General features: G+C 54.6%; 10 protein-coding genes. 3 read left to right on the top strand and 7 right to left on the bottom strand.

Features of this window, described 5'->3' with window-relative positions; genetic code table 11:
• Positions 1-6: 6 nt before the first annotated feature.
• From ubiE to katE, 5 genes are all read right to left on the bottom strand, one after another.
• On the bottom strand, positions 7-762 hold the full coding sequence (ubiE, locus tag ACQZQY_RS06445; protein WP_056772081.1) for a bifunctional demethylmenaquinone methyltransferase/2-methoxy-6-polyprenyl-1,4-benzoquinol methylase UbiE: 756 nt from the start codon (positions 760-762) through the stop codon (positions 7-9).
• A 153-nt stretch (positions 763-915) separates the two neighbouring features.
• Positions 916-2,436 (bottom strand): DNA recombination protein RmuC, encoded by a 1,521-nt coding sequence (gene rmuC, locus ACQZQY_RS06440; RefSeq protein WP_431296806.1) that lies wholly within the window; start codon positions 2,434-2,436, stop codon positions 916-918.
• 157 nt (positions 2,437-2,593) lie between these two features.
• Positions 2,594-3,142 carry a DedA family protein gene (locus ACQZQY_RS06435; RefSeq protein ID WP_390973918.1) on the bottom strand — a complete coding sequence of 183 codons (549 nt, stop codon included), beginning with the start codon at positions 3,140-3,142 and terminating at the stop codon, positions 2,594-2,596.
• Between the two features lie 136 nt (positions 3,143-3,278).
• On the bottom strand, positions 3,279-4,040 hold the full coding sequence (udp, locus tag ACQZQY_RS06430; RefSeq protein WP_136374946.1) for a uridine phosphorylase: 762 nt from the start codon (positions 4,038-4,040) through the stop codon (positions 3,279-3,281).
• 256 nt (positions 4,041-4,296) lie between these two features.
• Positions 4,297-6,579, bottom strand: coding sequence for a catalase HPII (katE, locus tag ACQZQY_RS06425; RefSeq protein ID WP_414070147.1), 2,283 nt, complete (start codon positions 6,577-6,579; stop codon positions 4,297-4,299).
• A 159-nt stretch (positions 6,580-6,738) separates the two neighbouring features.
• Between katE and ACQZQY_RS06420 the strand changes: the two genes are divergently transcribed.
• Positions 6,739-7,566, top strand: coding sequence for a dienelactone hydrolase family protein (locus tag ACQZQY_RS06420; protein WP_136374947.1), 828 nt, complete (start codon positions 6,739-6,741; stop codon positions 7,564-7,566).
• A 105-nt stretch (positions 7,567-7,671) separates the two neighbouring features.
• On the opposite strand, the gene fsa is transcribed toward ACQZQY_RS06420, so the two are convergent.
• Together fsa and ptsP are read right to left on the bottom strand one after the other, a co-directional pair.
• Positions 7,672-8,337, bottom strand: a complete 666-nt coding sequence (gene fsa, locus ACQZQY_RS06415; RefSeq protein ID WP_056772089.1) for a fructose-6-phosphate aldolase — start codon at positions 8,335-8,337, stop codon at positions 7,672-7,674.
• An 11-nt stretch (positions 8,338-8,348) separates the two neighbouring features.
• Positions 8,349-10,853 (bottom strand): phosphoenolpyruvate--protein phosphotransferase, encoded by a 2,505-nt coding sequence (gene ptsP, locus ACQZQY_RS06410; RefSeq protein ID WP_431296805.1) that lies wholly within the window; start codon positions 10,851-10,853, stop codon positions 8,349-8,351.
• 369 nt (positions 10,854-11,222) lie between these two features.
• On the opposite strand from ptsP, the gene ACQZQY_RS06405 reads away from it, so the two are divergent.
• A complete protein-coding gene (locus tag ACQZQY_RS06405; protein WP_122096553.1) occupies positions 11,223-12,302 on the top strand; it encodes a PTS fructose transporter subunit EIIC in 1,080 nt (359 codons plus the stop codon).
• 16 nt (positions 12,303-12,318) lie between these two features.
• Positions 12,319-12,648 carry a PTS fructose-like transporter subunit IIB gene (locus ACQZQY_RS06400; protein WP_122096552.1) on the top strand — a complete coding sequence of 110 codons (330 nt, stop codon included), beginning with the start codon at positions 12,319-12,321 and terminating at the stop codon, positions 12,646-12,648.
• The last annotated feature ends 6 nt before the right edge of the window (positions 12,649-12,654 follow it).

The following is a 12,654-nucleotide window of genomic DNA, read 5'->3' as shown; positions in this document are numbered from 1 at the left end:
CTCATATCAGAATTTGAAACCCCGGTGCAGCGCCACAATGCCCCCGGTGAGATTGTGATAAATCACATTCTCAAAACCGGCGTCGCCCATCATGCCCTTCAGCGTTTCCTGATCGGGGTGCATGCGGATTGATTCAGCGAGATAACGATAGCTTTCGGCATCTTGTGCAACCAGTTCGCCAATGCGCGGCAAAATGTGGAAGGAATAGGTGTCATAGGCTTTGCTCAGCGGTTTCAGCTGGGGTTTGGAGAATTCCAGCACCAGTAAACGGCCACCCGGCTTAAGCACGCGGAACATTGAACGCAACGCTTTCTCTTTTTCGGTCACGTTACGCAAACCGAAAGAAATGGTGATGCAATCGAAGTAATTATCAGGGAAAGGCAGCGCTTCGGCGTTAGCCTGAACGTAGCTGACGTTACCCACAATGCCGAGGTTACGCAGTTTTTCGCGGCCCATTTTCAGCATGGAGTCATTGATATCTGCCAGAACAACTTCGCCCGTCTCGCCGACCAGCCGGGAGAACTTCGCGGTCAGATCACCGGTACCGCCTGCCAGATCCAGTACGCGCTGACCACGGCGGACACCGCTGCAATCAATGGTGAAGCGTTTCCAGATACGATGAATACCGAAAGACATCAGGTCATTCATCAGGTCATATTTTGCCGCAACGGAATGGAAGACATCTGCCACCATTCCCTGCTTGTCATCTTTAGCTACCGTGCGAAAACCGAAATGCGTAGTTTCCTGCGTCTGCTTTTCCATTTTATTTGCCTGCTTTTTCAGTCGAACTCTTGGGGAGAAGTGTATCAGAACCCGTTAGAAAGCCCCATCACCGATGCTGATTCAACATATTGCAAAGATTCATCATTTGAATCATAAAATCGGTCAAAACGAGTGCCCGGTGGCTAAGCATGATCACTCATGCGGGTTCAACGTCTGTTCTTCTTGCGCATCAGAAGTCTCGGGCAGAGATGCGGTATCCTCAGGCTCGTTTTCCGCTCTGGCTATCTCAGCCAGAGAGGGGCTAATAGGCCGTTTAACTTCAACGCCCAGCGCGCGAAAACTTTCCACCTGCCCGATGAGATTACCACGCCCTTGCGAGAGTTTATTCATCGCAGAGCGATAACTGCCCTGCGCTTTGTCCAGACTTTGCCCCATCGATTCCATATCGTCGACGAAAAGGCGCAGTTTGTCATACAGGCGCGCCGCGCGATCGGCGATACGTTTTGCGTTCTGGCTTTGATGCTCGTAGCGCCACAAATTGCTGATGGTACGTAATGCCACCAGCAGCGTCGTCGGGCTGACAAGCATAATGTTGTGCCGGAGTGCTTCGCTGATCAATTCGGGCTCCCTGTCGATGGCCAGCAGAAACGCAGGTTCGACGGGGATAAACATCAGGACATAATCGAGGCTGCGCAAGCCGGGAAGCTGCTGATAATCTTTGCGCCCCAGCAAACGGATATGCCCGCGAACCGACGCGATATGCTCGTTAAGCGCCACTTCCCGTTCGCCATCATCTTCACTGTTGAAGTAACGCTCATAAGCCACCAGCGTCATTTTGGCGTCAATCACGACGTCTTTGTTCTGCGGCAAACGCACCACAACGTCAGGTTGCATCCGGCTGTTACTGTCTACCTGCACGCTGACCTGCGTCTGATACTCATGCCCCTCACGCAACCCGGAGGCTTCAAGCACACGGCTGAGTACCACTTCGCCCCAGTTGCCCTGGGTTTTATTATCGCCTTTCAGCGCTTTGGTCAGGTTGACGGCTTCGCGCGCCATTTCAGCATTCAGCTGCTGCAGATTACGGATTTCGTGCGCCAGCGTATGCCGTTCTCGCGCTTCCTGACCAAAGCTGTCCTGCACCTGACGGCGGAAACCATCCAGCTGCTCGCGCAACGGCAGCAAAAGTTTATCGAGGCTCTGTTTGTTCTGTTCATCAGCGCGGCGGCCGTTCTGCTCGAAGATGCGGTTCGCGAGATTTTCGAACTGGCTGCTCAGACGCTGCTCGCTGTTGATCAGCAGGCGCTGTTTATCTTCGGCGGCCATGCGGGTTTCATCCAGACGGGTGGAAACCTCACGCAACTCGGCTTCCTGCGCGCTGTTGATTTCACGCTGCGCGCGCAGCTCCTGATTCAATTGCTCGCACTCGTTTTGCCAGTGCGCCAGCAACTGCAATTTTTCCTGACTGGCCGCCTGCAGGCTATGAAGCTTGCGCAGTTCCAGTTCTGCTTCCCGGATTTGCTGCAATGAGAACTGCCGGTCACTTTTGACCGTTTCGTTTTCTGCTCTCACCTGTTCCAGCGATTGCTCCAGAAGACGGCGCTGAGTCTCGAACTCAGTTTGCTGTTGTTGCTGACGTAAACTGGCCACCAGCCAGCCCACAACTAAGCCGATTAACCCCGCGCCCAGGGCAGTCAGAATGCTGATATCCACACGTTTTCCCTCTTCAAATCACCTGCGGTCACGGTAATAGCAGGCTGTATGGATGTCCAGTCTATTTTCTGTTGCATCGCGCCTTTGCGGGATGCCTTCCAGAATGGAATTTCTCTGCATTTCCCCCCTTGCGACGGCCAAAGGCAGAGCGCAGGATTCACAACCAGCGGCTCAGCCATTGGATACCAAACGCACCCGGCGCAAGAATGCCGAAGGCCCAGATCAACGCCGAGCTGACGTTGGCAATCTGGAAATACTTTTGTGGCATACCGCAAATCCCGGCGACCAGTGGAACCACGGCGCGAAGCGGGCCAAAGAAACGGCCGATGAATGCACCCGGCATGCCCCATTTATCAAAAAAGGCATGGCCGCGAACTAACATTTGCGGATGGCGGGAGAATGGCCAGAAATTACCAACGCGATCCTGATAATGGGCACCGACCCAGTAGGAGAGCCAGTCGCCGAAGAACGCCCCGGCTGCCGCTGCCGCCCAAATGGGCCAGAAAGGAATACCGGTTTCGCCAATCAGTGCGCCGAGCCCGAGCAAAATGAAGGTTGCCGGAAGCAGCAATGACAGGAAAGCGAGCGACTCACCGAACGCCAGAAAGAAAACAATCGGCGCAGCCCATACCTGATGAGCGCGGATGAAAGTGGTGGTGTAATCAAGAATGTCGTTAACAGTCAAAAATGCAGTTCCTTTTTTCATGAAAGCGGAGGCGGAATGAAAGACAGTATTCCAGATTCACTATTAACATGACCTTAACAGATCACCGGCAATGGGCAAAAAAATGGGCCGCCAGAGGCAGCCCATCGGGGGGATATCTTGTTTGAGAACGGTAAAATCAGATCAGGCGGCGGGCGGCTTCTACCACGATCTTAACCGCGTGGCTTTCTGTCTTTTTCATGGTTTCTGCATCAGGAATTTCCTGCTGCGTACGGTTCACAATGACACCGGCAACCATACCTGCACGCAGGCCCTGGCTTGCACACATGGTCAGCAGGGTGGCAGATTCCATTTCATAGTTCATGACGCCCATTTCCTGCCACTCTTTCATCGATTCTTTAAAGCGACGAACCACGCGGCCAGAGTAAGTATCATAACGCTCCTGGCCTGGGTAGAAGGTGTCAGAAGACGCGGTCACGCCGATGTGAGTTTGTGCACCCACGGACTCAGCCGCAGCAACCAGTGCAGTGGTACAGGCGAAATCGGCCACTGCCGGGAATTCCATCGGTGCAAAGTGCAGGCTCGCGCCATCAAGGCGAACGGCGGCGGTGGTGACCAGCACGTCGCCCACACTGATGTGTGGCTGGATAGCACCGGTAGTACCGACGCGCAGGAAGGTACGGATGCCGAGCTGAGCCAGCTCCTCAACCGCGATAGAGGTGGAAGGACCCCCGATACCGGTTGAGCAGACAATCACAGATTTGCCGTCAAGCTCAGCGCGCCATGAGGTAAATTCGCGGTGGGAAGCCAGGCGAACCGGGTTCTCCATCAGTTTGGCAATCTTCTCAACGCGCTCAGGGTCGCCGGGTACAATCGCCAGCGTCGCGCCGTTTAAATCTTTTTTGGCCAGGCCAAGATGGAAAACTTCAGGCTGAGACATAACAAACTCCTCTGTGTGTAAGGTCATAAATTGGCAGGAGGAACACCCGGCAACTGTACTGAACATTGTGACGTTATTTCGTGATGGCCGTCACTATGATGTAACAACAAGAATAACGCATACATTTAATTTGTGATGTTAGTCACAAATTACAGCGCAAAAGACGAATTTTTAAACGGTCTGATTTCGTGGCAGGCATAAAAAAGCAGGCATTGCCTTATAACAAGGCTCTGCCTGCCGGGTGCGGGTTAACCTGTCAGGCAGGAACAGCATCTGCCGCAGCGCTGCGTGACCAGATCCGGTGTTTCGCTAAGTTTTTCACAAAGGCTTTCAGCAAGGCACCTTCCGCTTTTTCGCCTTCAATGATCCCCTCTTCCGCCACATCATCTTTAAGCCCCAGCAATGATTTGAAGCGTCGCGCATCACCGCTCAGGCCAATAACTTTCAGATGCTTATAGGCTTCAAGGACGTAATGCCGCGCATCCCCACTCATCAGCAACGCGTCGATATGCCCGTGCGGCACAATCACTGCGTCAACCGTGATCGACGGCGAACCGGCAAACGTGGCATCAATCGGCAATGTCGAACCATCATCGGCCGTGACCGTGCCTAAATGGCTGGCCAGCAGTTTAGGGTGAACGCCAACGGCCTGAAGCGCCTGCAAGGTTTCCAGCACATCGGCTGCATTGACACCGTCACCTAATAACAGCGCAACCTGACGCCCTTTAATCACGCCTTTGCCACTGGCATACAGGCTGAGAGAAGGATCGCTTTCCAGACCATTTACCGGTTTTGGCGGTTTGATTTTCAGCGTGTCCGGCGAAAGCGTAATGCCGACATTTTTCGCCACTTGTTGGGCCAGAGACTGATCGACGCGGGCCAGCAAATCAACAACACGTTCGCGGATGTAAGGCCGCACAACTTTGGATAACTCAAACGAGAAAGCGCCTGCGATATGCTCCTGCTCCACCGGCGTCTGACTTAGCCAGAACAGGCGCGGCTGCGCATAAAACTCGGCAAACGATTCACTGCGCTGGCGGACTTTTTCCGCATCAATGCGTTCAGGATAGCTTTCAAACCCGCCGCCCGATGCTGCCGGAGGGGTTTCTCTCGGCCAGTTATTGTTAATGGAATTCGGCTCATAGTTCGCCGGATTGGTATCAACATCCTGGCGGTGCATGCCGTCACGCTGGAAATTGTGGTACGGGCAGGTTGGCCGGTTAATCGGAATTTCGTGGAAATTTGGCCCGCCCAGACGGCTGATTTGCGTATCGGTATACGAGAAAAGCCGCCCCTGCAACAACGGATCATTAGTGAAATCAATGCCCGGTACGACGTGGCCGGGGTGGAAGGCGACCTGCTCGGTTTCGGCAAAGTAATTGTCCGGGTTACGATTTAGCACCATCTTGCCAATAAGCTGCACCGGCACCAGTTTTTCCGGGATCAGTTTGGTCGGGTCGAGCAAATCAAAATCATATTTGAATTCGTCTTCTTCCGGGATCAGCTGAACACCCAACTCATACTCAGGATAATCACCGGCTTCAATGGCTTCCCATAAGTCACGGCGATGGAAATCCGCATCTTTACCGGCCAGTTTCTGCGCTTCATCCCACAGCAACGACGCTTTACCTGCCAGTGGCTTCCAGTGGAAACGGACAAACGTGGATTTTCCCTTCGCATTCACAAAACGGAAAGTGTGGATCCCGAAGCCTTCCATCGTGCGATAACTGCGCGGGATCCCCCGGTCGGACATTGCCCAGAATACGTTATGCAGCGTTTCAGGTTGCAGCGAGACGTAATCCCAGAAGGAATCGTGCGCGCTGGCCCCCTGCGGGATTTCGTTGTGGGGTTCAGGTTTCACCGCATGCACAAAGTCCGGGAACTTGTGGGCATCCTGAATGAAGAATACCGGCGTGTTATTGCCGACCAGATCGTAAATGCCTTCATCGGTATAAAACTTGGTGGCCCAGCCGCGAATATCGCGGACAGAATCCGCAGAGCCGCGTGATCCCTGCACGGTAGAAAAACGCACAAACACGGGGGTTTGTTTTTTCGGATCAGAGAGGAAACTGGCTTTGGTGACAGATTTCATACTGCGGTACGGCTGAAAATAGCCATGTGCCGCAGCGCCACGGGCATGAACGATACGTTCGGGAATGCGCTCGTGGTCAAAATGCGTGATTTTCTCGCGAAGAATAAAATCTTCCAGCAGCGTCGGACCACGGCTTCCGGCTTTCAGCGAGTTTTGATCATCAGAGATTTTCGTCCCCTGATTGGTGGTCAGCGGCTGCTTCTCACCATTTTTACGATGCCGCTCCAGCGCATCGAGTTTGGCATTGGTATTTTGCGGGCTTTTCGCGCTGCCGGAGGCCGTGGGCTCTTTGCCCGGCGGCGTCGGTTGTGGCGATGGCTGATAAGCACTGTCGGCAGGTGCCAGATCACCCAGGCCGGGTTGTGTGGATTTAATGCCCGTGGCGGGGGCGCGGCTTACCGGTTTTGACTCACTCTTTTTGGACACTTTTGAAGGTAATTTCGACATTGAACAAGACTCCAGCTAGACGTTTAAGGCGTTCTTTAGATCTTCCGTGACATTTTTCCTCACTAACTTTTAACTATAGAACATCTCATCTGCCTTGCTGTTGCGGCTTTCCGGCTATAGTTTTAATCCATCGCGCAAATTTTCTGTATGGAGACTCCAATGAAAAACGACGAAATCCTCCCCCTGAAACAGGCTCCGACCAGCTTTGCACCGGCCGTAACGCCGGTGGCTGAAACTACCGTTCACACTGATACCGATGGCCTGCACGCCGGCCAGACCACCATTCCCTCGCAGGGAGAAGACCTGCCCGCCTATCTCGCCCGTCCGGAACATTTCAGCGGTAAGCTGCCTATCGTTCTGGTGGTGCAGGAGATTTTTGGTGTGCACGAGCATATTCAGGATGTCTGCCGCCGGCTGGCGAAACAGGGCTATCTGGCTATCGCGCCGGAGCTCTATTTCCGTCAGGGCGATCCGCGTGATTACACTGAAATCAGCGAGTTGTTTGCCAAACTGGTGAGCAAAGTGCCGGATCAGCAAGTACTTTCCGATCTCGACCACGCGGCACACTGGGCCTCTCAGCACGGCGGAGATATCACAAAATTAGGCATTACCGGTTTCTGCTGGGGCGGCCGTATAACCTGGTTGTACGCGGCGCATAATCCGCAGCTGAAAGCGGGTGTGGCGTGGTACGGCAAACTGGTCGGTGACAAAACGCTGACCAGCCCGATGCAGCCGGTAGATCGCGCTGCGGCGCTGGATGCACCGGTTCTGGGGTTATATGGCGGGGAAGACTCCAGCATTCCTCTGGAGACGATTGAAACGATGCGTCAGGCCATCCGCGCAGCCAATGCCAATGCGGAAATCGTTGTCTATCCGGAGGCCGGGCACGCATTTAACGCCGATTACCGCCCGAGCTACAACGCTGAAGCCGCCGCCGATGGCTGGAAGCGGATGCTGGATTTCTTTGCACAGTACGGCGTGAAATAAGACCGGTGTGAAGTAGAATTCTCAGCCGTTAAAAATGATAAAAAGCCCGGCAGGTTGACCTGTCGGGCTTTTTTACGCGAAATGCTGTCTCAGATGCTGAGCAACTCAGCTTAGCGTTTTCACACCGAACGCGCCCTGCCAGTCTTCTTCAAACGCCACGACGGCCGCCTGAACCGCCGGTGCGCCGATAAACTGCTCCGCCACATCCACCGGAAGGGTGATCGACTGGCAGCCCGCCAGCAGACACGCCAGCGCCTGACGCGGCGTTTTGAAGCTGGCCGCCAGCACTTTGGCCTGCGGCGCATGAAGCGTCAGTAATTGCTGCAACTCCGTCACCATCGCAATGCCATCACCGCCCTGAGCGTCCAGCCGGTTGACATAGGGGGCGACATATTCTGCACCGGCGAGGGCGGAAAGCAGCCCCTGCCCTGCGCCATACACGGCCGTTCCCAGCGTCGGGATTTTACGGGTGCGCAGAATTTTTATCGCCGCCAGCCCTTCGGCAGTGACCGGCACCTTCACAATCAGCCCCGGCACGCGCGAATGCAGTAACTCCGCCTCTTCCACCATTCGGTCGGCCTGATTCGCCAGTACCTGAGCGAACAGTTTTCCTTCGCCACCGAGCGCGTCACGCAGCGCCGGTAAGACCTCCCACAAGGAGGTGCGCGCTTTAGCGATTATGCTCGGGTTAGTGGTGACGCCCTGCAGCGGTAAAATACGGGATAAACGTTTGACTGCGCTTATATCCGCGGTGTCCAGATAGAGTTCCATGCCATCTCCTGTCAGAGTTCAAGCTCTTGTTTGAGCAACGCTTCAATGTGCGCGGCCGTGGTCGAATGCATCAACGCATCCCGGAAACTGTCATGCATAATCCGGCGCGCCAGTTTAGAGAAAATCCGCATGTGCTGGTCACCGGCAGCGTGTTTATTCAGCGTCAGCATGATCACAAACTGCGCTTCTTCATCGCCCCACTGCACCGGTGCCTTGAGTTTTGCCACGCTGATGGTCGACTGTTCGATGTGCTCAGATTTGGTGTGCGGGATAGCAAAACCAAAACCAAGTCCTGTCGAAAATACCGCTTCACGGGCCCAGACGTCTGCGGCAAGTTTGCGCGGGTAGCGGCATCGGCCTGCCAGCATCAGGTTATCAACCATGCCTTTGATCACTTCTTCCTTGCTGCGCCAGTCGCTGTTCAGCGCCACACATTCTGTCGTGATAAGCGGCGCGTCGTTCGCCGTCATGCGGAACTGCGCCAGCAGGTGTTCAACCTCCAGCGAGGTGCGGCACTGCATGGCGCGGTTAAGCAGCAGGCGGCATTCGCGGCTGTCGAGTTTCGCCAGCCGTGCTTTGGTCACCGGAACTGACGGCGCGTTCATACTGATTTCATCCAGCCCCAGGCCGACCAGTAACGGCAGCACAGAGCCTTTTGCGCCCAGTTCACCGCACAGGCCAATCCATTTACCGTGGCGATGGACTTCACGCACCACATGATCGAGGCCACGCAGAAACGCCGGATTCAGACTGTTGTAATGGCGGGTCACTTTGGCATTGTCGCGGTCAACCGCCAGCAGATATTGCGTCAGGTCGTTACTGCCGATACTAAAGAAATCAATCTCTTCGCAGCACTGATCGATGATGAACATCACCGAAGGGACTTCCAGCATGATCCCCAGCTGAATTTTTTCATCAAACGGGATTTGCTCGCTGCGCAGCGACTGTTTGGCTTCCGCCAGACGATCTTTGATCCACAGAATCTCTTCCATTGATGAGATCATCGGGATCATGATTTTCAGCGATCCGTGCGCCGAAGCACGCAGGATCGAGCGCAGTTGCGTGTGAAACAGCGGTAAAAACTCCTGATAGATACGCACGGCGCGATAGCCAAGGAAGGGGTTGTTTTCAGCGGGAATGTTCAGGTAATTAACCGGCTTATCACCACCGATATCCATCGTACGCACGATAATGGTTTTGCCGTTAGCCGCTTCCGTCGCCTGACAGTATATGTTGTACAACTCGTCTTCAGAGGGCGCACTGGCGCGATCCATATACAGCATTTCTGTACGGAACAGCCCGACGGCTTCGGCACCGTTGCCAAAGGCCGCGCTGGCTTCGACCGAGTGCGCAATATTTGCCGCCACTTCCAGACGAACGCCGTCAGCGGTGTAACCCGGCTTATCGAGATACTCGCTCTGCTGCTGGCGCAGTGCCTGATGCACCGCCCGCTCCTGACGATAGTAGCGCTGCACCGGTTCCGTCAGCGCACAGGCGATCAACCCCAGATCACCGTCGATCTGCACTTCCTGTCCCAGATACGCCTGCAAAGGCTCGGGATCGACGCCCACCAGCGCAGGGATATTGAACGACCGCGCCAGAATGACGGTGTGAGACGTGCTGCCGCCGCTGCCGAGCAGCAGGCCTTTGAGATGTTTTTTATCCAGTTCGAGAAACTGACTTGGCGTCAGTTCGTCGGCCAGACAAATGCTGGCTTCGCTGAGGGTTTGCTGGGGAGCGAAACGCGCTTCTCCGTAAATGTGTTGCAGCAACTGGAAACTGACATCACGAATATCCAGTTCGCGCTCACGTAAGTAGGCGCTGGAAGATTGTGCCAGTTGCGCACTGAAATGTGCGGCGGTATCCACAATACTTTGCGCGCAGCTCTTACCTTCCATGACGTGGCCCAGCAGCGCATCACGCAGGCTGTTATCACGCAGCAAAGAGCGGTGAGCCTCCAGCACGGCGGTGAGGGTGCCGCTGCCTTCCATCAGCTGTAATTCAATGGATTTTTCAAGCTGCGCCAGCCCGGCGGAAAGCAGACTTTGTTCTTTATCCTTGCCCTGTGACTCAGGCAAATCGGTAAGCGCCGTCAGATTCACGTTTGAGAGGGTAATCAGCCTGCCCGATGCACAGCCTTCACTGACCGAACGGGCGCGGTAAACCACCGGCGAGAGATGCGCTAAGGATTCAGGAAGCGGTTCGAGCTCTGCATTTTCTGGGTGTTCAGGAAGGGCTTCATCGCACAGTGGAAATGTGTGTTCAATAAAATGCGTGAGAGCGGCCAGGGCGGCGTCTTCATCCGCTCCCTCGACCGTGATGTGGCATTCATCACCGAGCAAAATATCTGCGCCGATCAACGACAGCACGCTTTTACCGTCAGCGGTGCGGCCGGTACGGGTGTTATGCCACTGAAACGCTGCGGTAAATCCATTGCACAACGTTTCTATATGGCTCGCCGGACGGGCGTGAACCCCATTTACCAGTACGCAGGTGAAGCTCAACTTATTGGTCATTTCTGAATCCTCATCCCAGATTCCGGTGAAATTTACCGGCTGTTGCAGAATAAGAGCCGCAAGCGCCCGCTGGCTACCAGACAAAAATGGCAAACACTGGATAAATGTAATGTATGAGCTTTTTTGCGAGGCAGCTCACAGTGTACAGGGGTTGAGGATTCTGAGGTTTATTCGGGTTATTTGAACCTGCTCGCATTTTCAATCGAACATTACAAAAGTCCAGTAAAACACAATTTTGTCCACTATTAGCGCCACGGCCGTCAGCCTATTGTTGTCGTCGATACCCTTTCAGTATCTGGGCTTTTCTCGTTAATCAGCCCTGATATTTGCGATCGTTAAGCCCGACACCAGCCGTTCCCGGAGCCAATCATGAAAGACTTGCTCAATATTCTAAAAAATACCCGTCAGCACCTGATGACTGGCGTCTCCCACATGATCCCCTTTGTCGTCGCGGGGGGCATTTTACTGGCCATCTCCGTCATGCTGTACGGTAAAGGCGCCGTTCCGGACCCTCTGACCGATCCCAATCTCAAAAAGCTGTTTGATATCGGCGTCGCCGGTTTAACCCTGATGGTGCCCTTTCTGGCTGCCTACATCGGGTATTCCATTGCCGATCGCTCTGCACTGGCTCCTGCCGCCATCGGTGCCTGGGTCGGCGCCTCTTTTGGTGCCGGTTTTTTCGGCGCAATCATTGCAGGCCTGCTGGGCGGCATCATTGTTTTCTATCTCAAGAAGATCCCGGTTCCTAAGATCCTGCGCTCAGTGATGCCGATCTTCGTGATCCCGATCGTAGGTACGTTGCTGACGGCGGGGATCATGATGTGGGGGCTGGGTGAACCTGTCGGGCTGCTGACCACCTCGCTCACCCACTGGCTGCAAGGCATGCAGCAGGGCAGCATTGTGGTACTCGCCATCATTATGGGTCTGATGCTGGCTTTCGATATGGGCGGGCCGGTCAACAAAGTTGCCTACGCCTTTATGCTGATTTGCGTGGCGCAGGGTGTGTATACGGTGGTCGCCATTGCGGCGGTTGCCATCGCCACACCTCCGCTCGGTGTAGGTTTCGCAACGCTGATTGGCCGTAAGTATTATTCCACCGAGGAGCGTGAAGCCGGCAAAGCGGCCATGCTGATGGGTTGCGTCGGCATCACTGAAGGCGCGATTCCCTTCGCCGCTGCCGACCCGCTGCGCGTTATTCCTTCCATCATGTTCGGTTCTGCCTGTGCCGCGGTGACTGCCGCCCTGCTCGGCGCAGAGTGCTACGCGGGATGGGGCGGGCTGATCGTACTGCCTGTCGTTCAGGGCAAATTTGCTTACATCGGCGCGCTGCTGGTCGGCATGGTCGTCACCGCCCTTTGTCTCAATCTGCTGAAGTATCTGGCGGCCAAAAAGCAATCCAACAAGACACATCAGGAATCTGACCTGGACTTAGACTTCGAAATTAACTGACATCAGGGAATTAACTATGACCAAAATTATTGCTGTTACCGCCTGCCCTTCCGGCGTTGCCCATACCTACATGGCAGCAGAGGCCATTGAACGCGCAGCGAAAGCCAAAGGCTGGGAATGCAAAGTGGAAACTCAGGGCTCAATCGGTCTGGAGAACGAACTGACCGCCGAAGACGTCGCTGCCGCCGACATCGTGATCCTGACCAAAGATATTGGCATCAAATTTGAAGAGCGCTTTAAAGGCAAAGTCACCGTTCGCGTAGGTATCAGTGACGCAGTAAAACGCGCTGACGCCATTATGGAAAAAATCGCAGCACACCTGACTAAAGCTGCCGTCACGGATTGATCACAA

Source organism: Rahnella sp. PAMC25559 (genome assembly GCF_050632365.1).
GTDB lineage: Bacteria > Pseudomonadota > Gammaproteobacteria > Enterobacterales > Enterobacteriaceae > Rahnella > Rahnella rivi.
This window is presented reverse-complemented; position numbering and strand designations above follow the sequence as displayed.

Coding starts and splice junctions, on each gene's coding strand:
- ubiE (WP_056772081.1), bottom strand. CDS start 762: ATGGAAAAGCAGACGCAGGAAACTACGCATTTCGGTTTTCGCACGGTA.
- ACQZQY_RS06435 (WP_390973918.1), bottom strand. CDS start 3,142: ATGAAAAAAGGAACTGCATTTTTGACTGTTAACGACATTCTTGATTAC.
- udp (WP_136374946.1), bottom strand. CDS start 4,040: ATGTCTCAGCCTGAAGTTTTCCATCTTGGCCTGGCCAAAAAAGATTTA.
- katE (WP_414070147.1), bottom strand. CDS start 6,579: ATGTCGAAATTACCTTCAAAAGTGTCCAAAAAGAGTGAGTCAAAACCG.
- ACQZQY_RS06420 (WP_136374947.1), top strand. CDS start 6,739: ATGAAAAACGACGAAATCCTCCCCCTGAAACAGGCTCCGACCAGCTTT.
- fsa (WP_056772089.1), bottom strand. CDS start 8,337: ATGGAACTCTATCTGGACACCGCGGATATAAGCGCAGTCAAACGTTTA.
- ptsP (WP_431296805.1), bottom strand. CDS start 10,853: ATGACCAATAAGTTGAGCTTCACCTGCGTACTGGTAAATGGGGTTCAC.
- ACQZQY_RS06405 (WP_122096553.1), top strand. CDS start 11,223: ATGAAAGACTTGCTCAATATTCTAAAAAATACCCGTCAGCACCTGATG.
- ACQZQY_RS06400 (WP_122096552.1), top strand. CDS start 12,319: ATGACCAAAATTATTGCTGTTACCGCCTGCCCTTCCGGCGTTGCCCAT.